Origin of the sequence: Aliikangiella coralliicola, assembly GCF_007004725.1 — a bacterium.
GTDB lineage: Bacteria > Pseudomonadota > Gammaproteobacteria > Enterobacterales > Kangiellaceae > Aliikangiella > Aliikangiella coralliicola.
Genome location: NZ_ML660172.1, coordinates 25,823 through 49,106, shown reverse-complemented (window position 1 = coordinate 49,106; position 23,284 = coordinate 25,823). Strand labels below are relative to the sequence as shown.

Below are 23,284 nucleotides of genomic sequence, written 5' to 3'. Positions count from 1 at the left end.
ATTTTTGCGCACTCTCCCGTTATGTTGAACGTTTAACAAAAGTTCAACTCACACATATCTCAATTTAGAATGAAATGCGCAATCTAGCAACCCCTGCTCGAAATATGCGCTGTCAAAATGATACTCGACCGCTTTTTTAATGCAAAAGCACTATTTAGTAGCGCTTTTCTTTAATTTGAAACAAAACATCAATAAACGAATTCGCTAGTCATATTTTAGTACAAGATCAGAGCAACATCTCACCCATTGTTCGGGATGTTTTTTTCATTATCGTTTGGCGCCTGCGTTAAGCTGATGATCGGTTCAAATTCAAACTGGCTAATCATCCGCTCTAATACGCTTGCCAGCTTTTGGTTTTGCGGCCAAATTTCACTGACTATTGTTTCTAGCAAACCGACATCTCCGCATACTGCCGCATCGTGTAACCTCGACTTTACTTCGGGAGTTAAATGAGCCAGATCTTCAACTTTGAGTGGTTTGACACCTGTCGAAACGGAAAGCGCAGAATCTTCATAGATAAATTGCACCCCCAAATGCGTGACCATAAGCTCAAACATCTCTTCTGTGCGAAATGGTTTACGCAAAAAATCATCACATCCAGCACTTAAAACAATGACTCGTTCTTCCTCAAATGCACTAGCTGTTAAAGCGATCACCACAGTGTCTTTACCTGATTGTGTTTTTTTAATTTGCTCTGTCGCTTGATAACCATCCAAAACAGGCATTTGCATGTCCATCCAGATAAAATCAGGTCGCCATTGCTTCCACACTTTCAATGCTTCTTCACCATTAGCGACTGACCGAACATCAAAACCAACATCACCCATTAATTTCATCATAAGCTCTCGTCCGTCAGCATTATCATCTGCGACTAAAATACGATATTGTCGCTGTCCATCAGCAAGTCTAATCACTTGTCGTGGCATAACGTAATCAGCATTCTGGTTTAGTTCTATCACTTCAATATCAATCTCAAACAAAAACTTTGCACCTTTGCCGGGCGCACTTTCTATTGCTATTTTTCCTCCCATTAATTCAACGAACTCCTGACTGATCGCAAGACCAAGCCCAGTCCCTTCATTGGCCTGACGTCCAGACTGGGTTTGTAAAAACGGCTTAAACAACAAACTCGCGTCGGCGTCAGTGATACCCGGCCCAGTGTCTTCAACCTCAAACGCTATGCGCGAGCTTGGCTGCCGCTTATAGGCAACTCGCAAAATGACACCGCCTTCTGTCGTGAACTTAATTGCGTTTGAAAGGAGATTAATCAACACTTGACGCAGTTTACGCTCATCGGTTTTAATTGTTCGAGGAATTGTTTCAAGACCTTCGAATCCGAGAGAAATTCCTTTCGACTCAGCCCGCAAAGTAAACATATCAAAGATGGTGTACAACATTGCCTGTAGCTCAAAACTTTTCGTGTCAAAGGTTGTTCGTCCTGCCTCAATTTTTGCCATATCTAGTACATCATTGATCAAATCAAGCAGATGCTCACCGCTACGATGAATAGTTTGCTGATAATTCACCACATTTTGAGGAAGCCCTGAAGTGCGCCTGGACAGATCAGAAAATCCCAAAATCGCATTCAACGGTGTGCGTAATTCGTGGCTCATGTTGGCAAGAAAAGTACTCTTAGTTCGATTAGCTGCCTCCGCGGCGTCTTTCGCACGAGCGAGTTCTTCAGTTCGTACTTCGACCTGGTGCTCTAACATAAACTGATGCTTTTTAAGCGAATGAACTCTCCACGCATAAACGCCATAAGCAAACAAACTTAATAGCAACCCAGTTAAAATGCGAAACCAGGTAGTTTGCCAAAATGGCGGCGAAATCATAATTTGAATGGATCGCCCTTGTTCATTCCAAACACCATCGTTGTTCGATGCCAGTACCTTAAAAACATAGTTTCCTGGATCAAGGTTTGTATAAGTAGCGAAGCGTTGTGCACTGCTGACTTCATTCCACTCAACTTCAAATCCTTCTAGCTTATATCGATATCGATTTTTTTTCGGCGCAACGTAACTTAGGCCTGAAAACTCAAAAGAAAAAACAGCATCTTGATAGGAAAGTCTCAGCGAGTCAGTGTAAACAACAGAACGGGTTAACATTGATTCTTCAGCAATTGGAACAGGAGTATTAAAAATTTTTAACTCTGTAATAACAACCGGTGGAATATTTGAATTATCAGCAATGTTCTCTGGATAAAAACTATTAAAACCATTGCGACCACCAAAGAAAATTTCTCCATCCCGTCCCAAAAAAACTGAAGCAGCCTCAAACTCTTTACCTTGCAAACCGTTAGAGGCGTCGTAGTTTTTAAACGTCTCATTTTGCAAATTAAGTTTTGAAAGACCATTTGGCGTGCTCATCCATAAGTTGCCAAAATTATCAGGCACTATCGCATGAACCAGTTTATTTGGTAAACCGTTAACCTCAGTGTAAAGCGTAAAATTCTCTTTAATAGGATCAAATTTATTCAAACCACCCGACGTCGCCAACCACAAATATCCCCCATTATCTTGATAAATGCTTCTGACAACATTACCGGCTAGACTATTAGGATTTCGCGATTGATGAACATAAGAAGTGAAAGTTTCGGTGGTTGGATCAAATCGGACCAATCCGTTTCCAGACCAATTTCCCAACCATAGAATCCCATCCTTATCGATAAAAATAGCTCTTACGTTGTTTTTAATACTCGCAACATTTTCTGGGTCACGTAAATAGCTTTTGAATGTTTCAGTCTTCAGATCAAACCGGTTTAGTCCGTGATCAGTTCCCGCCCATAAATAACCTCGCGGATCAGCAACCAGCGCAAGAACTTGATTGTTATTTAGACTGTTAGCATTGGCAGGCTCATGCCGATAGTTTCGAAACTTTCCCGTTTTTTGATTAAAACGGCCGAGGCCGCCTTCGGAAACACCAACCCAGATGTCGCCGTTGATATCTTCTACGATCCCCGAAATAAAGAGCCCGGCAAGCAAACTTTCAGGATCATCAGGGTCATGGTTGTAACGTAAAAAAAAGCCTGTATCTCTATCCAGCCTGTTGAGTCCGGGGTTGTGGCTACCTAACCATAAAATGCCGTTTCCATCCTCATAAATCGCGCTTATCCTGGGATGGTCGAGGCTATTAGAATTCTCGGGATCTGACCGATAATGAGTAAATTGTTTTAACGCGAGGTTAAAACGATTAACACCACCACCGTCAGTACCTATCCAGATGTTGCCGGTTCGATCTTCAAAAATAGTAATTATTTTATTCGAACTGATGCTGGTAAAGTCTGAGGGAGAATGTCGATAGTGAATAAACCTGTTGGCGGCCCGGTTATATTTAAACAAACCGCTCTTTAAAGTTGCCACCCAGATAATACCAAGATGATCCTCGATGACACTCACTGGTATGACATTCTCAGGCAGTAAACCGCCACCCCGATTATATGAGATGAGTTTTCTATTTTCACCGATATCAATACGGCTATTTTTTAAATTTGTACTTTCCAGGTCACTAATATCCAACGAGTATAAACCACTCTCTGCAGCAAACCAGAGCAGTCCGGCACTATCTTGCATCATAAGCGTTTCGCCGACATAACCGCCTAAATTGCGTTTGCGATCTGACTCTAATGAATAGCGCGAAAATTTTTTGGTGTCTCGATTAAAAACATTCAAACCAGTTTTGGTTGATACCCAAATTCTGTTGGAGTGATCTTCATAGATATCCAGGATCATATCGTCATTAATGCTATTGGGATCACCAGGAATATGGCGGTAATGAACAAAAGTTTCTGTCTCAGGGTTGAATTGACTGATACCACCGCCATAGGTACCAATCCATAAGATACCCGCATGATCAATCAACAGTGCACGCACGTTGTCACTTCTAATGGATTGCGGATTGTCTGGATCGTAAAGATAATGCTCGAAGCGCTCGGTCAATGGATTAAATTTATTCAGCCCACCACCTAGCGTTGCCACCCAGAATATGCCGTCGGAATCAATTTCAATGGCGCTCACTGTCGAATGATTGATGCTATCGGGATTATTTTTGTCAGGCTTATAAACCTTAAATTCATACCCATCAAAACGATTGAGTCCATCCCATGTTCCGAACCAGATAAACCCCAGATCATCCTGAACAATCGATCGAACTGCATTACTAGAAAGACCTTCTTCACTGGTATAACGCGTAAAAGTGATATTGGTATCGTCGCTCTTAACTTGCCCTAGTCCATGGTTAGTCCACAAGTCACCGCTAAATAGCAAAAGCGAAAAAATGAAAAATACGAGAGGTTTAGCGATTAATATACGACACTTGAAATACCGCAACCTTCGGTAATAGTAAAAAAGCGTATCTTGTGAGGTTAGCATTCTAATTATCAAAGATCAGCGACAGGCGTTTGCTGAAATAGCAAAAGACTTAGCTGGTAATTAAGAAAAGCCTGATAAAAATGCACGATGGTTACCACCCAGGTTAACTTGCCACCTTCACCTGCTCTGGTACTTCCTGAGGAATAGTAATAGTGAACTCAGCACCTTTTTTCAACTCACTAGAAACGGAAATATCGCCGGCAAGAACCATTGTGACAGTATTAAAGACGACATTGAGTCCCAGGCCGGCATGAGTCGCACTTCCGCGCTTTGTCGTGGTAAAAGGTTCAAATATATGATCGATTAACTCGGGGTCGATCCCCTGACCATTATCGGTGACTTTAATCAAAACTTTTTCATCCGCCGCCGTCACCTCAATTGATACCTGTCCCTTTTGTTCTGGTTTGAATGCGTGCGAACTGGCATTTTCAATAATTTGTGCAAGCACTCGATAAATAGCGTCGGGATACGATTGCATAGTGAGTTTTAACTGACACTTAACGTCGATTTCAATGCCCTGAGCGTGTCGCTTTAACAATGGTTCTGACTCACTGATAAACTCAAACAACTCAAATTTTCGACGCGTTAATCCTTGCCTGTCAGCGGCGGTTTCTTTAAAACGCTTAATTAATTTAGAAGACCTGTGTAAGTTACGTAAAATCAGATCAGTACTTGATTGAACATCATCGAGAAAACTCGTCACTGTTGAGCGCTTCAAGGTGTCACTCTGAAAAGCGTCTTTGAAATCATTGGTTTTGTCTGCAAGCGCTGAAGTCATAAACAGGCTATTTCCTAGCGGCGTATTAATTTCATGGGCAACGCCTGCAACGGTTCCACCTAACGCCGCCATCATTTGTTGTAATACTAGCTGTTCCTGAGTATCTCTTAATTCTTTATTGGCGCGCTCGATCTCCGTTAATGCTTTCTCTAACTTTTGAGTACGAGTTCGTAAGTCAAGTTGGGTTGCCACTCGGGCTAAAACCAGCGCCGGTACAATTGGCTTAACGATATAGTCCACTGCGCCAATATCAAACCCCCGCTGCTCATCCTTAACACCATCTAGTGCGGTCAGAAAAATAACCGGCACTGCCTCTGTCTCGGGCTGGCTCTTGAGTTTTTGACAAACCTCATAGCCATCCATACCGGGCATCATTACATCCAGCAATACCAAGTCAGGTTCTTGCTGACTAGCTCTCATAATCGCATCAGGTCCACTTTTAGCAAAAATAAGATGATAGTTGTGAGGAGCCAATACTTGTTTTAGCAAATTTAAATTATTAGGCTCGTCATCGACGATCAAAATAGTCGGTGCAGCATTCATTAGTTTATTTTCCAGGTTGCCTTCCAATCGCTCAATGATCTTCCAGATGCATAAGCGGCGCTTTTTTTGTTTTATCTCTAACAATTTAGGATCAAAATGCCATTCTCGCAATATTGATAACAAGATGTTTGCAGGGAATTCAATACTCGAAAAAATAGAAGAAGTCTGAACTTTGTCGCTTAAGTGTTTGTGGAAACAGCTGGTTAGCTTAAAAAAAGTCAATATCAGCGCCAAGAAAGTCGACTATCTTGCTGTTTTTAAAGACTTATTATTTTTAAAGACTTATTATTTTTAAAGACTTATAGTTTCTAAAGACTTACTGTTTCTAAAGGCTTATTACTTTTAAAATTAATTTAAGCATCGACTAAATCGCTCTTTACTGAATTCCTTGGCAAGATTTTAAATCCAGCAGAGCGATTTGCCTGAACGCCTCAGGTAGCCTAAACATCAGCTGACTAATCCTTGATCTCCAATCCGCCCTCCTCGTCGAGGTTACTATCTCCTGATTCAAGCTGCCCCTCAGCTCTTTCGTGAGGAATTTGTGGAGACTTAACTTGATCGATTGCAGCTTTAGAATTAGCAGATCGCGTCTCCTGATTCACTTGAAAAATGTCACTGGCAGAAGCCAGATCTTTATCGTTGACCGAAGCGATGGTTTGCCGATCACCAAGGAACTCACGCATTTCCCCGGTTATTTTATCAAGGTCATCATCAGCCTTATGCATTTCCAGAATACGCCGATAAAATTCAAGATTATTGCTACCGCTTTCGGCAAAGCAGCTGGTCACAATTCGAGACGTCACTATCCATGGCGTAAGACTAGAGCGCACCACAACATTTTCTGATCGCGTACTATCGTGGATACTGGTGCCGGTGCTTAACTTTGATTCAGCGTAAGTACCCTGGCACTGGAAAAATACAATCAACGATTCAAAATGCATCTCAGCCCAAAAAATATGCGCTGTGTTGCTAATGATTCGACCAAAGACCCAGATTAACATCGGAAAAACCAAGGCATCAACTGCGGCAAGCGGCGCGCTTTTAACCTGTGTCACCGGTTCAATAGCTTGATAAAAAAGCACCGCCGCTACAACCAATAAAATTTCACCAATTAATGTCCCGGACAGTCGCAAAGTTTTAAAAAAAGGCGTGCCGGGCACCTCTTTGAATACCGGTTGTGTCTCCTGAATCATTTCTCCAGAAAACTTGCCTTTGTCATTACTGCCCTGTTCAATTAAATTGGCATCAAAATCTCGATAGACTCGATTAGGAATTTCTTTATAGCGGCGATTAGCCATAACAATATTTTCGAAATTTATAAAAATTTCCTGTGGATGAATGCTCTCTTGCCAATTATTTCTAAACTCTGAAACCTGGGTTTTAGGGTCCGCTTTACTCGCTCGACAATAAGTTAAAATTAAGCCATAGGCGGCGGCAACCAGACCAAGTGCAGACATGGTTGCAATATAAGTTCCTGCCGACAAGGGTAACTCGGGCAGGTTATTCACATTATGGTGGAAGTAACTTAATCCAACCGGCGCTAAAATCGAAAACACAACCATCAGTATCACACCTTTGGAACCAGCACCGCTGACGCTCACTTGAACAATTCTTTTTAACGGTGAACGGCGACTCGCCCAAATCAGGAATAAAAACACAGCCAGAACAATACTCAGCCAGTCAAGCACAGGCGTATTACTGATTTCGGTTAAACCGGTAGAACCTGAAAACCATGCCAATCCGTAGCACAAAAAAGCAAGCAAGGTGTAAAGCAGCCCACTGGATAACTGCTGTGCGGCTGTTCTGATAGGATAAGGCATAAACAGCAACCTGGGCATCAATGTGTGAATCAAACGCGCTAACCACCCTATCGGCTCCACAAATGTCAGGTTTTTTCTCCCCATCAGCATTTGCTCTAATTCTTTGTCGCGATAAGCAATATAATTTTCTCGCGTGTGGGCTTCGCTTTTACTGATGTTTCTAGCCAGGCTTGCAGGAACACCGCGACCGACAAAAAATCGCATCATTTTAAAAAGACCGCGTCCGGCAGCTACGACGCCATTTCCCAGCAACAAAACACCAATCGCCAATGATAACCATCCAGCTTCTTTCGCACCATCGGCAACTAAATCTTTCACTGCCAGTAGCGCAACCACGCCCAAAACAGTCACAATTAATCCGCGCAGGGTAAGAACTAGCCCTTCGAATTTAAAAGGGTTTTTAATCCCGAGTGTATCCGAACCATATTCAAATGCCATTGTGTACCTCTTTTGTTTTTATCCCTTTTTCCTGTAAGCGATTTAGCGACTGGTTATTCTACCAAACCATGTTGGGCGAAATAGCGCTGACAGCAGACTATCTCAGTATAATAAGACTAGCCGGATTCTACCATCGGTAGTGGAATTCGATTTCAGCTCATTCTCAAACGCTGACATCAACCCGGCGAGATCTTAAAGCAGTAAATAATGGAAAAACTATCTATTTTTTTAATAAAATGCCCGACATGGTTTCACCATCAATATTTCCCCCACTGATGATTATGCCAATTTTTCCCCGTGGTTTAACCACACCGCTTAACAATGCAGCTAACCCCAATGCCCCCGATGGTTCTACTACTAATTTCATACGATAAAAGAAAAAACGAACAGCTTCTTTAATTGCTTCTTCGGAAACCGTCTGCATGTCATCAACATATTCCTGGATCAACGGAAAGGTTAACCCACCTAAACTGGTCGTTCGAGTGCCATCAGCGATAGTCGGTGGATTTGGCTTTGAATGTAATTTTCCAGTTCTAAAGGATAAAGTCGCGTCATCACCCAATTCCGGTTCTACACCAATCACTGAGCATTTATGACTTAAGTGCTTAGCGGCTACAGCTGTTCCACTTAATAATCCGCCACCACCACAAGGTGCTAAAATTAAATCTAGATCGGGCTGACTTTGCAGAAATTCATAGGCAACGGTTCCTTGCCCTGCAATCACCGGCTCATAATCAAATGGTGGAATGAGGGTCAATTCTCTGCCCGATAAGATCTCCGCGGCGACATCTTCACGGATTTGGGTTTGCGGATCATACTCTACGATTTTCGCACCATAGCCTCGCGTTGCAGCTAATTTGATTTCAGGTGCGTTATTGGGCATGACGATAGTAGTGGCAACACCTAATAAATTTCCGACGCAGGCGACTGCCTGAGCATGATTTCCAGATGAATAGGCAATTACACCGTTTCGTTTTTGTTCTTCGCTCAGCTGAGAAATACTATTGAAAGCGCCGCGAAATTTAAATGCCCCAACCCGCTGAAAGTTTTCGCACTTAAAATAAATTTCTGCATTGAGTTGACGATTTAAAGTAGAACTTGAAAGAACCGGGGTTTGATGGGCATATCCAGAAAGGCGTTGAGCGGCCGTTTTTATCTGTTCGAACATAAATTTCTCCCAAAAAAAAATGGCGGCATGCAAAACTTTTATTGTTTGTTTTCTATGTTTCTGTTCGACCATGGTTAGGTAAAACGATAAACAAGTCAAAAGCGTCGAATGCCAACTCGACGCCATTTTAATCTCGACATTGATATAAGTCTAATACTTTAGGCAACCTCTTTTGTATTCTCTTTTTTATCGCCCAATATCAAGTCTGCGGTTTTTATCATAGTCTCTATTTTGATAAGCTTTTCGCGATAGGCTAGTCAGTGGAAGTCAATCTGGATTGGAAACTAACACTAAGACCTGACGGTGCCTGAAGATAATAGATTCTTTCGCCATGGGCATCCATTGGCCCCTGAGGATGCAACCCTGCCTCACGAGCATTTTCGGCAACACGATCCGCATCCTCAACCACCAGCTGTAACATTATCCCTTCAGGCATTTGTTCCGATGCTTTCCAAACCTCTACCCAGGAGTCACTTTCACCCACCGGAAACACACCACCGGTAAACTCCTGGTTACTCTCAAACGTGTTTTTAAGCGACAATCCTTTCTGAAAAAAGTCGAGCATTTCCTGAGCCTGTTCATTAACTGAGCAAAATCGAATACCGAGTAAATTCATCATAGCTTCTCCCTTTTTTGTCTCATATCGATGCCTGGTTAACTTGTTTTACCTTGCTTGATTGCGCCAACGCGGAAACAATTGAAATGATGAAGCCGATAGCAAACACAGTGACGAACATGACGAAAAAACTAACCAACGGATTCATAAACATCTCTTTTTGCTGCTGCAGATCGGCTATCTGCGTATCAATTTCCTGTTGCGTTCCACCACCATTGCGAATAGTTTCAATATAATAATTAAAGTATTGGTCCATAAAGTCTGGCACCAGGAAAGTCACATAAATCCAATTATAAATACCAAACATCAGCCCAGCTATCGCGCTAACCCCACAACCAATTAACATGATCTGTTTAGCACTGATGCTCTCATCTGGATGATTTTTTTTATATTCATTCACCGCCATAAAAATCACTAGTAAAGACAGTATCATGGTGGAATAACCGATGATCTCTCCCATGCGATAACTCTCAGGTCCGGTCCCAATAATCATCGAGCCGAGCACGGGAATTAGCACAATTACCCCACCGGATATCAATCCATATTTAAGAATTTTCTGTTGCATATGAGCCTCTTTGTTTCTACCGCTGATAAGTGATCTGAATCGTCAAGTTAGCAGTTTTATCGAAGATTACGCTATCACCCAAACGGGTGAAAAAGAATTTACTTTATAATTCTCAAAGACTTAGCTTCAGCGACAGCCTGAGTTCGATTATTGACATCTAGTTTGCCAAATAGACTACTCATATGAGTTTTAACCGTATTCGGAGAAATATCCAGGCTTTTTGCGATTTCTTTGTTGGTATAGCCATGGGACAGAAAAAGTAAAATTTCCTGCTCTCTTTGACTAAACTCGGCAAGTCGTTCCAGGTCAATTTCGGGCTCGTCGGCAGGGCTTGCTTTCAGCAAAAAATAGCGGGAAACAAAAAATCCCAACAATAAAAATATCGTCGCAATAATGACCAGGTAGGTTTCTAGTGTCATCTTATGACTAAAAAATTGATACTCAAGAAATTTGAATCCGCTCAGCGCGGCAAAAAGGATCAGTGCGTATTTAAGAATTAACCGCCACATTACAAGCTTTGCAAAATAGCGATAGTTGACGGCGTTAAGGGCTGCGGTAACTGGTGCAATTTTACCCAACGTACCTGCGCGCATAAGTGAGGTTCTCGGTTACTGACTTCGCCGCGCCAATCAGTCACGCGAAACACAGCATGTTGCACATTTTGTTCGTTATCATACAAAGTGGTTAAAAACTCACCATCTAATACTTGAATCCCGACTTCTTCAAATAGTTCCCTCCGCAGTGCATCAATGTCATTTTCTCCCGGTTCAACATGACCTACCGGGAGCGCCCAATAATCAGGGTAATGTTTGGTGTTTTTACGTAAACAAAGAAGTACTCTGCCTTCTCGTTGAATTATTCCGGAAACAATCTGCAATCTTTCACTCATGCTTTGTGTAGATAAGTTATTTTTATAGTTAGCGGGTTTTATTGTAAATCGAAAACAGGAAAGAATCTAATCGCCAATTATTTTTAAGGTCTCCAGCTAAGTTACATCTCTAGCGCAACCGCCGCACTCACAACCCCCAAAGTTTTTTCTATTTGTTCAAGTTTTTCAAAAGGTTCGTTGTCCATTACGCAAATATGGCCGGCCAGGTTGCCATCATGGTCTTTGAAACTCAGTCCGATATAGTCCTCAACTCCCAGGTCCTGCAGGTATGCATCTTGCGGAAATTTCTCCGCGACCTTTTCAAACATAACACTTCCCTCAGATTGAACGACCACATCGCAAGGCGTATCCGTCAGGTCATATTCAAAGCAATCAGTAAACTTTTCATCTTCCCACATGGCTTTCAATTCCACCCGCCGATTCGATACCAACATTCGACTAATTGAGATCCATTTACAACCAGTAGAGACTGCAAGACCAGCAACCGCGGCGTGATAAATATCGATACCTTTGTCTAATGCAGCCCAGGTTACTTTTAACGCCGCTTCTTGCGGATCTTTATATTTTTCTACTTCGAGATTAAGACTATGGGGAAACTCAATGTTATTTACTTGACGATGTTGCGCATTCAAATCGTGAATTCCTCAACCAATCAATTAAGCCGTTATTTTGAAACTAGACCAATCGGTGAGAAAACACAATCGGCCATTCAACGGTTAAGGCGAAAACAACAGGTTAGCAAAACAAATCCGTTCAATTATCTCAGGTTTCAAATTATTATTAACCTCAGCTGCACACTTTCAATCACCGGTCGAGTTAATCCCACTAGTCAGCTCTTCTTGCATGGCATGATTAGTTTTTACGATTTCTATTACAGAGGTTGTTGAGATGGATGGTGTTCTTGGCAAATAGACGACTTGGCAAATATCGGAAAACTCATCAAACTTTCCTTTCCAATCGTCCCCCATGACCAAAATATCTGCTTGATGTTTTATTAAATATTCCCGCTTAAGCTCTAGCGACTCTTCCAGAAAAACCTCGTTAACGCCTTTGATCGAGTTAATCATAAACATTCTTTCTTCTTGCGTATAAATCGGCGAACGTCCCTTTTTTGCGAAATTAAGTTCATCGGAAGATACTCCGACTATCAGGCGATCGCCTAACGCCTTGGCGCGATTCAAAATCTTAATATGACCAACATGGGGAATATCAAAAGTTCCAAAAGTAACAACATTCATTTAACTAGTCCTTAAGAAAACAGCATAAGTCAGGAAAAAAAGCCAGGATGCCCCAAGCAAAATCCACGGCAAAAGAACGCCTTTACGCGCTTGTGGAATTTCATTATCTGTAGGTGTTTCCGGTTGCTGATTGTTTTTATCGTTACGGACTTTTCGCAACTTCTTATCCAGTTCTCTCGCTTTTGCTTTTTGTTGTTTTTTATAATGATCAATCCCTTTCTGTATTCCCTGCGCAATCAACCTGGTTTGCTCCTTGGTCTGCTTTGGGCGCTGGGTGGCTTTAGCGATCTTGTTCGCTTCAGCTTCAGTTTCGGGTGAAACTTTCTTATTATATTTTGCCATCTTGTTAAATTTATCTAACTAATCAATCGGTGTAGCCTAGCATACCAGTCAACCTTTGGTTAATAGACAACAGTGAAATTACCGCTATTTATTGAAATCTGCCGCAAAGTCTAATGCCTGCCTACGCTCCCCCAAAAGCTCGATTTCCAGGCCAACTTGCGCTATTTCAGGTGACGAAAGGCTCAAGTTTGTTAGATATTCCTTCTGTTTTATATTCAACCAGTTTAAAATCCACCTACTTTACAGTTGAACTATCCATTAGCTGGTGCCGAACAAATACCTTTTTTACATTTCTCAAAACTATTCCTTTGAAATACTCCGGCCATTGCAGGAAGCAATCAGGGTCAGAGGAGACGAGTGCGCCTGGTTTGTAGAAGGCTCTCACGTTAACCAGGAATATTTTCATGATAACGAAGTTCGATTAAACACGATAACAGACGCAATTAAGTACAACCCTCAAGCGGTGTTTGTTCCTGGAAACGTCGTACCGAATTTTATACCAGGCATTAAAGTACAGGTATTTCATGGCCTTGAGTGGAAGAAAAAAGGACACTTTAGAATTCGCGGTTATTTCGATTTATACTGTACTCACGGCGAAATAACTACCAGCCGCTTTAATCAACTCGCTTGTCAACACGGGTATTTTCACGTCGCGGAGACCGGCTGGCCTAAACTGGACCCGCTTTTTCAAGTACCTCCGTTCGAACTTGACACCCAATTGCCCGTGGTCTTGTTTGCGCCGACCTTCTCTCCGAATTTAACTTGTGCTGTCGCCTGCTTCGAAGAAATTAAAAAATTGGTTGATACCGGTGAATATTATTGGTTGGTTAAATTCCACCCGAAAATGGCGCCAGAGTGGATTGAGCTCTATCGTTCTATTAAGGCTGACAATTACCAGATCGTTGATACTGATTCTGCGTTACCACTACTAAAAAGAGCTGATATTCTTCTTTCGGATACATCATCAATGATTGGAGAATTCCTGCTATTAGATAAATTTGCGGTCACCTATAAAAATGCCGACCCAGGGGATTATCTAATTGATGTACAAACACCAGAAGCTTTAAAAGACGCACTAGCAAGAGCGCGCACCGCCCCTGCCGACTTATTCAAACGAATTAAAGCCAATAACCAGCGATTACATCCCTATTGTGATGGTCAATCGTCAAACAGGGTGTTGGACGCAGTGAATCAGCTTTGTGAGAAACCCGCTAAGTTACGCAAAAAAAAGCCGCTTAACTTATTACGGACTATTGAATTACGAAAGAAGCTCAGTTACTGGAAACTCTAGCGTTCAATCTTAGGTTAAACCAACATTATTCAACCTTTTAACAAGTACACCATTAATGAAGATTTTTGTATTTGCCAGCACCTATGCCTCACTTAATAGCTACCGCCCGGAAGCCGAAACATTCATGGGACTGGCGCGGCTCGGCCATGAGGTAACGGTCATGACCAAAGCCAATCCCGAACAGGTTTCTCGCTACCAAAGCGCCGGCGTAAGAGTCATAGAAGGCGAGCCCAAAAAGAAGATCTGTATTGAATCGATAAAAAAAATTCGCAAAGAACTTTCTGAAAACGACTATGACATTGTTTATGCCACTAATTCTAAGACGATTCCAAACGCTGGTTTTGCCTGCATCGGTTTCAAGGTAAAACTTGTGGTTTACCGCGGTACAACCGGCGGCTTATATCGTCATGACCCAACCGCTTATCTCACCATTCTACACCCACGAGTGGACGGCGTAGTCTGCGTTTCTAACGCAGTAAAGGAAGATGTTCGACAACGGGTCTGGAAGAAAAAAGACCAAGTTGTCACAATTTACAAAGGCCACAACATTCAATGGTATCAAGATGTAGTGTCGGCCGATTTGTCAGAATTCAACATTCCCAAGGAAAGTTTCACCGTTATTTGTGCCGTCAACGCCAGACCAAGTAAAGGTATCAGCGTTATGTTGGAAGCAGCAAACCTGTTGGCAGACTTACCCAATTTGCAATTGTTATTAGTCGGCAGAAATATGGATAAAAAGCCCTATTCTGATTTAATCGCTAACAGCAAAATGCGCGATCGAATTCATCTGACTGGTTATCGCCACGACGTACCCGAGTTAGTTAAAGCGAGTAGTGTTTTGGTGCAACCTTCAATTAGTGGTGAAGGACTCCCCCGCGCAGTTATGGAAGCAATGGGCCTGGGTACGCCGGTGGTCATCACCACGACTGGCGGCGGAAAAGAAGTGGTCGACAACGAAAAATCGGGCTTTGTTGTGCCGGTAAAATCGCCACAAGCAATCGCTGAAAAAGTGAGGTATTTATACCATCACCCTGAAATTGTGCAGATGATGACACAGCGATCTGAAGAAAAAATTCGCGGCGAACTTTCAGCGGAAAACACAGCAGTTAATTACGCCCAATATTTTAAAAAATTAATATTAAATGATTAGAGCCAGGTAGATTAACGATTGTTAACCACTCATTGAGCTTATTATTTTTAGAATATCATTTTTATCATTTGTTAACATTCTCTACCAAGGTATACTTTAATAAAGAAGGTATCAGAGCCTTTTGTCGTAATAATAGTAGTGCTTATAAAATAACCAACGAGTTAGTTCACAAATAATTAACAAAACAGTTGGCAAGATAGATTATTTTCTTCTGGAGTAATAGTCCGTGCATAAGTATTTATTTTTTGTTGCTCAAAATTATAGCTATGCGATTCTTCGCCCTCTACAACAAGCGATCAAAGAAAGGGGAGATGAAGTCGTCTGGTTTTTATACGGCAATCAAATTAATACGGACTACCTTCTTCCTGACGAAAAGCGTCTTTTTACTGTTGAAGAAGTCATCGCTTATCACCCAGATGCTTCCTTTGTGCCGGGCAATATGATCCCCAGTTTTATTTCAGGCTTAAAAGTTAGCGTCTTTCATGGCTTCAATGTGGGAAAACTAAACGGGCGCGGAAAAAACGATCATTTTAATATTCGCGGGTGTTTCGATCTTTATTGTACCCAGGGCCCCAATACCACCATACGCTTTCAACAATTAGCGGAGAAATACGGCTATTTTAATGTTGTTGAAACAGGATGGCCGGCTCTCGATCCGCTATATTCAAAGCAAATAACGCATCGTCAGAATACTTCGTTAGACACCGATAATGAAAAACCGACAATATTAATGTGTTCAACTTTCTCTCGAAACTTAACCTGCGCCCCGCACCTCTACGAGGAAATCAAAAAACTCAGTCAAAATGATCAATGGCGTTGGCTGGTGCAGTTTCATCCAAAGATGCCGGACTCAATCGTCTCCCAATATAAAGCGCTTCAAAATGAAAACCTGACTTTTATCGAAACGGATAATGTACTTCCTTTGCTACAGCAAGCCGACGTCATGTTATGCGATACTTCGTCAGTTATGCTAATGTTTATTTTACAGAACAAACCGGTGGTAACCTTTAAAAATATCTCACCCGGTGCTCACTTGATTGATTTTTCTCAAGCAGAAGAGTTAGAACAGCATTTAAACTATGCACTAAAACGCCCACCTGAGTTGATGGAGGAAATACAACGCTTTGTTGAAGAACTTCACCCCTATCAAGATAGCCAGTCTTCACAAAGAGTATTAGACGCAGTAGAAGCGGAGTTAAAGAAAACCAACCGAACACGTAAGAAAAAGCCACTGAATTTGTTGCGTAATTTTAAAATGCGCAAAGAATTAAACTACTGGAAGTTTTAACAGGGTTTACCTATCTAAGAGACAACTTTACTTCTTGCTGTCGTTTAGTTTTTATCATTCTGGTGAATACTGGTCGCAGCTACTCTATTCTTGAATTATCGGCGAGCAAATCGAAATCCGTAACCATTCGTTCAAACGACTCAATCACAGCATCTAGTTCAATGCGTTCCATTAGATGCTCTCCTTTCACTCTTTTGCCCCACCGATGCTCTTGTGAGGTAGCGCCGCTCTGCTCTTTGAGTAGTTGCTCATAACAAGAGACAACATAATTTTGATAGGCATAAGGTCCAGTTCTGTCAGGATTGCTATGAACGTAAAGACCAATCACCGGCGTTCCCACGGTAACAGCCATATGGGCAGGCCCGGTATCTGGTGCCAGAACCATTTGAGCTTGTTTAAGTACGACCAACAACTGCTTTAAACTGGTTTTCCCCACCAGGTTGATCGGGTCGCATTGGCAATGAGATTCAATCTCGGCGGCCAGTTGTTTTTCTATTTCCGTCGGCCCACCGCAAATAAGAACAGCCAGCCCTTTTTTATTGGCATAATCAGCAAACTGCGCATATCTCTCCGGCAACCAATTCCGTTCAACTTTACTGGCCGCCGGCGAAATCACAATGTACTTTCCAATGTGACCTAACTGGGTTTTCTGCCATGTAATATCCTGTTGTTCAATCGGCATTTGCCACTTCAATTGATATTCGTCCGCAACCCCGATAGCTTTAGCAAACCCCAGAAAACCATCAGCGACATGGGGCCTTACCTGCCCAGAAATTTTTCGATTAGTAAATATCCATTGAGCTTCTTTTGCTCTACTACGATCAAAGCCCCACTTTTCTTTTGCTCGAATACACAAGGTTGCCAGGCTCGCTCTTAGAGCAACCTGCATGTGTAAAAGCACGTCGAACTGCTTGTCTTTTAGTTGTGCTTTTAAATCAAGATATCCACGGAGTCCTGCTTTCTTATCAAATATTACAAAATCGACTCCGGGCAAACCTTTGAGCAATTGCCATTCTACCTTACCGATCACCCAGGTAATTTTGACCTCCGGCCAACGCTGTTGAATCGCCTGAACGCAGGCAACCGCGTGACAAACGTCTCCAATGGCTGAAAGTCGCAGGATGCAGATCGAATGAATTGTCTGGATTTTGCTTAACATGGAATTGATCGGTTTCACTAAAATTAGATTGATATCAAAGCTGTTTAGTCGAAATACTGTCAACTAACAATGACTGGCTACAACAACAGGCCTAATTGAAAAATATTATCGTCGCAGCGAATAATCACAGCAAAAATCTACCGTTTATTTCTATCCATTGCTATTCTAAAGTAAAATACCATCGGCCTCCACGTTAACGAGAAATTCGTATTGCCTATTTCAATTATTAAGCAAGAAAACAATCTATTGTTGTTGCCTGAAATTAATCAGCAGTTTAGCAAAATGCTAAAAAGTGACTGGTTTGATATCAACTTTTGGCAACATCAAGACGCTGTCACCGGCCAATCTCGCGGTAGAAATATCACCTGGTTTGTGGGTCACCAGGACGACGAATGGGTATTGCGCCATTATTATCGGGGTGGCATGGTTGCTAAATTACTCGGCGATAAATATCTCTTTTCTGATATTAAGAATACGCGTTGTTACCGCGAATTACTTTTGCTGGAGCAGATGTTTCTACAAGGGCTACCCGTACCAAAACCGATTGCTGCACGAGTTACCACTCAGAATATTTTTTATCGCGCCGATCTGCTAATCGAAAAAATCCCTCATGCTGAAGATCTCGTTCAAAAATTGACCAAAGAAAATATTGCTGAAGCCATCTGGCACTCAATTGGTTCAATGATAGCCAAATTTCATGAAGCCGGTATTTTTCATTCCGATCTAAATGCGCATAATATTTTATTAGATAACAACAATAAGGTCTGGTTAATTGATTTCGATAAGTGCGAACAACGAACTGTTGCCTATTCCTGGCAACAAGCCAATCTTCAACGCCTGCAAAGATCCCTGGTTAAAGAAAAAGGGTTGCACAGAAATTTTGCATTTGACGATCAATGTTGGCGTTGGTTGATTGGCGGATATGAATACTTTTATCAATTATCTTCCGACGGAAATCAATAATCAGTTAACCAGTTAAAATCAATTTGCTATTTTTGATGATTCAGTGGAGATTGAGTAACTCGCGGCTTAAACTCGACAAACGATCAACACAACCGCGATTGGCTGCCATAATTTGGGCCGCTTTTGCTGACAAATCTATCAGCCGCTCAGGATGATTTAGCAGTTGATGTATATTGTGTTCTAGTTCGGCGGCATTTTTACAGGAAATTAACACACCCTGTTCATCTAAGATCTGGCAAACATCGGCGAAATTATAATAAGAATGACCGATCATCACAGGCGCGCCACAAGCGATTGCTTCCAGTGGGTTTTGCCCGCCTCGCTCAATCAGACTACCGCCAACAAATACGATATCGGCGATTCCACAAAACAACATCATTTCCCCCATAGTGTCACCAACCACTATCTGGGTGTTATTGTCAGGCTGCCGGGCTTCGCTGCGAGAAATAAAATTTAATCCTGAGTTTTCACAGGCATTCTTAAAGTCTGCAAATTTTTCCGGGTGGCGTGGAATACCAATGAGTAACAGATCGGGCATTTTTGCCAGTAACTTTCGATGGGTTTCAAGAATTTGCTCAAACTCGCCTGGATGGATGCTAGCGGCAACCCAAACCGGTCGACGCTCAGCCCACAGCTCTTTTAACTGTTTTTGCCGTTGCTTGAGTTCTGCCGGCACCTGCAAATCAAACTTAATACTACCGATTTGTTTTACTTTTTTTTCTTCAACCCCCAACGCAAGAAAATTGTTCACGTCACTTTTATATTGCGCGGCGACCAACGACACATTATCAAAAAGCGTCTTGGTCAGCGCTGGATGTTTCGAATATTTTTTCATGGACTTCTTTGACAGACGAGCATTCGCCAACAACACCGGCACTTCTTTTCGTTTTAATTGGTGCAGCAGATTGGGCCAAAGTTCTGTTTCCATTAATATCACCAAACGGGGGCGAAGCGATTGAATAAACCGTTGACAACTTCCCGGCCAGTCAATAGGCAAATAAACTTGCTGAATTTGGGTCTCATCTGCCCGCTTTCCACTAGCCTGTTTTTCACCGACACTTTTTCCAGAAACCTCCTGACAAAAAGCCTTTTGACCAAAAACTTCTTCGATCACCTTTTTGCCGGTTGGAGTTGTATTGGTAATCGTTATTGGTAATTGTGGATAGTCAGCAATAAGTTGTTTGATTAACGGAATTGCCGCTCTCGTTTCACCAACAGAAGCACAATGGACAATAATCCCTCGCTGCTCTACTTTCGACAAAACGCCCAGACGCTGCAAAAAACCTTCTCGGTATTCCGGCGCTTTAATCGCACGCCAGATAAAATAAAACCAGATTAATGGCGAAGCCAGGTAGAAAATAACGGTATAAATTGTCCGATTCAATAGAGGCTCTCTTAAAATGGTCTTCGTGGGTGTCTTTTCTTACAGTGGTCTTTTCTTACAGTGTTTCTTACAAACTCTCTTAACGACGCCTTCTCACCCCAAAATGATAAGGGACTAAACAATCACGTCAAGAAAATTACGTGCAGGCCATAATATCGGCATGCTTGCGAGGGCTCAACCAATTAATACCGGTTAGATGGGGCTTTGCTTAAGATTATTTTTAGCCCACTGACCACGCTCAAATTCAACTTAAGTGGAAACTTCGCTATCAGTGGGGAAAAATCAGGCGATTACTTATCTGAAGACGAACTAGACGTAGATTGAGAGCTGCCAGAATCTGATGCCTTCTTTTTATTCTTAAAGTCGGTCTCGTACCAACCGGTACCTGTGAGTCGAAAACCGGCAGCAGAAACCAGTTTTGAAAGCTCTGGCTCGTTACATTCAGGGCAAACCTTCAAGGGGTCATCGCTCATTCGCTGTAACTTTTCCATTCGGTGGTCACAGGCAGTACATTTATATTCATAAATTGGCATAACATTATTTCCGTTCAAAACACGTCGACTTCTCGCGCTAAATATAAGGTTTTTTTGAAAAATTAAAAGGGCTAAGCCTTATTTTTATGCATTTTTCTAGTGAAATTCCTTTCTGCTCTGACGAGACCTGCGTTTTCACTGTTAAATTGCATGTTTTACGTTAAAATACGCGCCAGTGTTATCATTCTCAAAGGAATGGGAGCCCAGGCTACCATTTCGGAATTTAGCCGAGAAACCCGGTTAAAGTGCCAGTAAAACCATAAAACTTAACTGAAAGAGTACTATTTAATGAGAACCAGCCAATATCTTTTAGCCACTTTACGAGAAGATCCCAGTGATGCTGAACTTATCAGCCACAAGTTAATGTTGCGGGCAGGACTAATCCGCAAGCAAGCTTCCGGACTGTATACCTGGTTACCCTCGGGTTTAAAGATATTGAGAAAAGTAGAGAAAATCGTCCGTGAAGAAATGGACGCGACAGGTGCCGGCGAAATTCTGATGCCAATGGTGCAATCTGCAGATCTGTGGGAAGAGTCTGGTCGCTGGCATGATTTTGGCCCAGAGCTACTGCGAATTAAAGACCGCCACCAACGGGATTTCTGCCTGGGACCAACCCATGAAGAAGTTATCACGGCAATCATTCGCGACGAAATTCGCAGCTACAAGCAATGTCCCGCAGTTTATTACCAAATTCAGACCAAGTTTCGTGACGAAGTACGGCCGCGCTTTGGGGTTATGCGAGCGCGAGAATTTCTGATGAAAGACGCCTATTCTTTTCACACCGACGACAAATCGCTACAACAAACCTACGATGTGATGTATCAAGCATACACCAATATATTCAAGCGCCTCGGCTTGAAGTTTCGCGCTGTAATTGCCGACACTGGCGCTATTGGTGGCAGCGCCTCGCATGAATTTCATGTTTTGGCAGACTCAGGAGAGGATGCTATCGCCTTCAGCACTGAAAGTGATTATGCAGCCAATGTTGAAAAAGCAGAGGCGCTCGCCCCTCAAGGTAGCGCGCCTGAAGCATCCGAGTCCTTAGACAAGGTAGCCACGCCTGACGTAAAAAGCATTGAAGAAGTTTGTCAGCAGCTCGGCGTATCGGCAGAGAAAACGGTTAAAACACTGTTAGTTAAGGGCGCTGAAAAAGATCATCCTGTGGTCGCCGTCTGTCTGCGCGGAGACCATGTTCTGAATGAACTAAAAGTTGAAAAGCATCAATTAGTCGCCTCACCACTAACCATGGCTGATGATGCGGCAATCAAATCAGCCGCAGGTTGTGATGCAGGTTCTGTCGGCCCAGTTGGACTGGATATTCCGACAATTGTTGACCGAGAAGCCGCGGTGCTCGCTGATTTTGTTTGTGGCGCCAATGAAGATGGTTTCCACTTAACCGGTGTTAACTGGGGTCGAGATGTTAATCTGGGAGAAGTTTTTGATTGTCGTAATATTGTTGAAGGTGACACCAGCCCGGATGGCAAAGGTACATTGACCATCAAGCGGGGAATCGAAGTCGGCCACATTTTCCAGCTTGGCACTAAGTATAGTGAAGCGATGAAAGCCAATGTCCTCAGCGAAAATGGTAAGTCAGTTACGCTCAGCATGGGTTGTTACGGTATTGGCGTCTCCCGAATTGTCGCTGCAGCTATTGAGCAAAACCATGACGAGTATGGCATTATCTGGCCAGATAATATTGCACCGTTTCAGGTTGCCATCGTGCCGATGAATATGAAACGCTCGCCTAGAGTTGCCGAACACGCAGAAAAGCTCTATCAACAATTAACCGACGCAGGTATCGAAGTCCTTTTCGATGATCGCAAAGAAAGACCCGGCGTCATGTTTGCGGACATTGAGCTCATTGGCGTCCCACACCGCATCGTTATTAGCGAACGAGGCATTGATGCAGGTACCTTCGAGTACAAGCATCGTCGACAAAATGACAAAATTGATGTCGAAATTGATAATGCCTTCGCTTTCCTTCAGCAAAAAATGGATTAGAATCATATTATTGAAAATAATTGTACGATTAAAATTCCAGAATGACGCTATTGGGAGAATCATTTGATTTGCTTTAACCATGATGTTGCCGTTTAATGTGATGAAAAACTGGATATTACTCAGCTTAGTGATAACCAGTCACTTGCTTAGCCCCGTTTCATTCGCGGCTAAGCAAGAGAAACCCAATGAAGAATTCAGAACCAGACTGTCGGCGGCAATTGCAAAAGCCGGTGATTCTTTTGAAGACCGCTTTGATGCGGAGGTCTGGCTTCTTGAACAATCTACCCGGCTGGCCAAAGCCGCACCACATATCCCACAGGATGAACGATTTACTATACTGAGATTAGTTCATCAGGAAGCCAGCAAGTTTTCACTCGATCCTTTATTAGTGCTTGCACTCATTGATGTCGAGAGCGACTTTGACCACTTTGCCGTTTCTAATGCCGGTGCACGAGGATTAATGCAGGTCATGCCTTTCTGGAAAGTTGAGTTAGGCAAACCTGACGACAATTTATTTGATATCGAAACCAATCTTCGCTACGGCTGCGCAATACTCAGCCTTTACCTGGAAAAAGAAAAAAATGATACGACTAAAGCGCTGGCAAGATACAACGGCAGCCGCGGTCAATCCTGGTATCCGATGCGGGTGTATCGTTCCATGAGAAAAATCTGGCACTAAAACCTGGTATCAAATCTTGGTTTCGTCGGTTTTTATCGAATAAGTCATTGAAGAACGAACCCATAGAATAAA

20 protein-coding genes are annotated in these 23,284 nt (G+C 42.5%); 6 read left to right on the top strand and 14 right to left on the bottom strand.

The features are described 5' to 3' along the window. Nucleotides 1-239 precede the first annotated feature (239 nt). The 11 genes from FLL46_RS25135 to FLL46_RS25085 form a co-directional block, all read right to left on the bottom strand. On the bottom strand, nucleotides 240-4,367 hold the full coding sequence (locus FLL46_RS25135; RefSeq protein ID WP_142934929.1) for a hybrid sensor histidine kinase/response regulator: 4,128 nt from the start codon (nucleotides 4,365-4,367) through the stop codon (nucleotides 240-242). Nucleotides 4,368-4,470: 103 nt separating this feature from the next. Next, entirely contained in the window at nucleotides 4,471-5,910 is a 1,440-nt protein-coding gene (locus FLL46_RS25130) for an ATP-binding response regulator (RefSeq protein ID WP_142934927.1), read from the bottom strand. Between the two features lie 233 nt (nucleotides 5,911-6,143). Next, nucleotides 6,144-7,946 (bottom strand): hypothetical protein, encoded by a 1,803-nt coding sequence (locus FLL46_RS25125; RefSeq protein ID WP_142934925.1) that lies wholly within the window; start codon nucleotides 7,944-7,946, stop codon nucleotides 6,144-6,146. A gap of 220 nt (nucleotides 7,947-8,166) precedes the next feature. Further along, entirely contained in the window at nucleotides 8,167-9,114 is a 948-nt protein-coding gene (locus FLL46_RS25120; protein WP_142934923.1) for a threo-3-hydroxy-L-aspartate ammonia-lyase, read from the bottom strand. Nucleotides 9,115-9,367: 253 nt separating this feature from the next. Beyond that, nucleotides 9,368-9,733 (bottom strand): VOC family protein, encoded by a 366-nt coding sequence (locus FLL46_RS25115; RefSeq protein ID WP_142934921.1) that lies wholly within the window; start codon nucleotides 9,731-9,733, stop codon nucleotides 9,368-9,370. A 19-nt stretch (nucleotides 9,734-9,752) separates the two neighbouring features. Next, nucleotides 9,753-10,295: a DUF4199 domain-containing protein gene (locus FLL46_RS25110; RefSeq protein ID WP_142934919.1), complete on the bottom strand. Its 543-nt coding sequence runs from the start codon at nucleotides 10,293-10,295 to the stop codon at nucleotides 9,753-9,755. Between the two features lie 98 nt (nucleotides 10,296-10,393). Then, entirely contained in the window at nucleotides 10,394-10,888 is a 495-nt protein-coding gene (locus tag FLL46_RS25105) for a response regulator transcription factor (protein WP_142934918.1), read from the bottom strand. Then, nucleotides 10,804-11,184 carry an NUDIX domain-containing protein gene (locus tag FLL46_RS25100; RefSeq protein ID WP_142934916.1) on the bottom strand — a complete coding sequence of 127 codons (381 nt, stop codon included), beginning with the start codon at nucleotides 11,182-11,184 and terminating at the stop codon, nucleotides 10,804-10,806. Before FLL46_RS25100 ends, FLL46_RS25105 begins: the two co-directional genes overlap by 85 nt. A 101-nt stretch (nucleotides 11,185-11,285) precedes the next feature. Next, nucleotides 11,286-11,816, bottom strand: coding sequence for a hypothetical protein (locus tag FLL46_RS25095; RefSeq protein ID WP_142934915.1), 531 nt, complete (start codon nucleotides 11,814-11,816; stop codon nucleotides 11,286-11,288). Between the two features lie 168 nt (nucleotides 11,817-11,984). Then, nucleotides 11,985-12,422, bottom strand: a complete 438-nt coding sequence (locus tag FLL46_RS25090) for an FAD synthase family protein (protein ID WP_142934913.1) — start codon at nucleotides 12,420-12,422, stop codon at nucleotides 11,985-11,987. Further along, nucleotides 12,423-12,764, bottom strand: a complete 342-nt coding sequence (locus tag FLL46_RS25085) for a DUF2956 domain-containing protein (RefSeq protein WP_142934911.1) — start codon at nucleotides 12,762-12,764, stop codon at nucleotides 12,423-12,425. Between the two features lie 265 nt (nucleotides 12,765-13,029). Here FLL46_RS25085 and FLL46_RS25080 point away from each other — a divergent pair, with 265 nt between their 5' ends. The 3 genes from FLL46_RS25080 to FLL46_RS25070 all read left to right on the top strand — a co-directional run bounded on the left by FLL46_RS25080 (nucleotide 13,030) and on the right by FLL46_RS25070 (nucleotide 16,493). Beyond that, nucleotides 13,030-14,055 (top strand): CDP-glycerol glycerophosphotransferase family protein, encoded by a 1,026-nt coding sequence (locus FLL46_RS25080; protein ID WP_142934910.1) that lies wholly within the window; start codon nucleotides 13,030-13,032, stop codon nucleotides 14,053-14,055. Nucleotides 14,056-14,110: 55 nt separating this feature from the next. Next, nucleotides 14,111-15,205 (top strand): glycosyltransferase family 4 protein, encoded by a 1,095-nt coding sequence (locus tag FLL46_RS25075; RefSeq protein ID WP_142934908.1) that lies wholly within the window; start codon nucleotides 14,111-14,113, stop codon nucleotides 15,203-15,205. A gap of 226 nt (nucleotides 15,206-15,431) precedes the next feature. Beyond that, on the top strand, nucleotides 15,432-16,493 hold the full coding sequence (locus FLL46_RS25070; protein WP_142934906.1) for a CDP-glycerol glycerophosphotransferase family protein: 1,062 nt from the start codon (nucleotides 15,432-15,434) through the stop codon (nucleotides 16,491-16,493). Nucleotides 16,494-16,572: 79 nt separating this feature from the next. Here the strand turns inward: FLL46_RS25070 and FLL46_RS25065 are convergent, their stop codons facing one another. After that, nucleotides 16,573-17,652: a glycosyltransferase family 9 protein gene (locus tag FLL46_RS25065; protein ID WP_142934904.1), complete on the bottom strand. Its 1,080-nt coding sequence runs from the start codon at nucleotides 17,650-17,652 to the stop codon at nucleotides 16,573-16,575. A gap of 210 nt (nucleotides 17,653-17,862) precedes the next feature. On the opposite strand from FLL46_RS25065, the gene FLL46_RS25060 reads away from it, so the two are divergent. Further along, nucleotides 17,863-18,615 (top strand): 3-deoxy-D-manno-octulosonic acid kinase, encoded by a 753-nt coding sequence (locus FLL46_RS25060; RefSeq protein ID WP_142934902.1) that lies wholly within the window; start codon nucleotides 17,863-17,865, stop codon nucleotides 18,613-18,615. 40 nt (nucleotides 18,616-18,655) lie between these two features. On the opposite strand, the gene FLL46_RS25055 is transcribed toward FLL46_RS25060, so the two are convergent. Both FLL46_RS25055 and FLL46_RS25050 read right to left on the bottom strand, forming a co-directional pair. Continuing rightward, on the bottom strand, nucleotides 18,656-19,999 hold the full coding sequence (locus FLL46_RS25055) for a 3-deoxy-D-manno-octulosonic acid transferase (RefSeq protein WP_142934900.1): 1,344 nt from the start codon (nucleotides 19,997-19,999) through the stop codon (nucleotides 18,656-18,658). A gap of 290 nt (nucleotides 20,000-20,289) precedes the next feature. Then, nucleotides 20,290-20,532, bottom strand: a complete 243-nt coding sequence (locus tag FLL46_RS25050) for an FmdB family zinc ribbon protein (protein ID WP_142934898.1) — start codon at nucleotides 20,530-20,532, stop codon at nucleotides 20,290-20,292. A gap of 288 nt (nucleotides 20,533-20,820) precedes the next feature. Here FLL46_RS25050 and FLL46_RS25045 point away from each other — a divergent pair, with 288 nt between their 5' ends. Continuing rightward, complete coding sequence (locus tag FLL46_RS25045; protein WP_142934897.1) at nucleotides 20,821-22,533, top strand: proline--tRNA ligase; 1,713 nt, start codon at nucleotides 20,821-20,823, stop codon at nucleotides 22,531-22,533. 79 nt (nucleotides 22,534-22,612) lie between these two features. Next, entirely contained in the window at nucleotides 22,613-23,212 is a 600-nt protein-coding gene (locus FLL46_RS25040) for a lytic transglycosylase domain-containing protein (RefSeq protein ID WP_246119402.1), read from the top strand. Nucleotides 23,213-23,284: the final 72 nt, after the last annotated feature.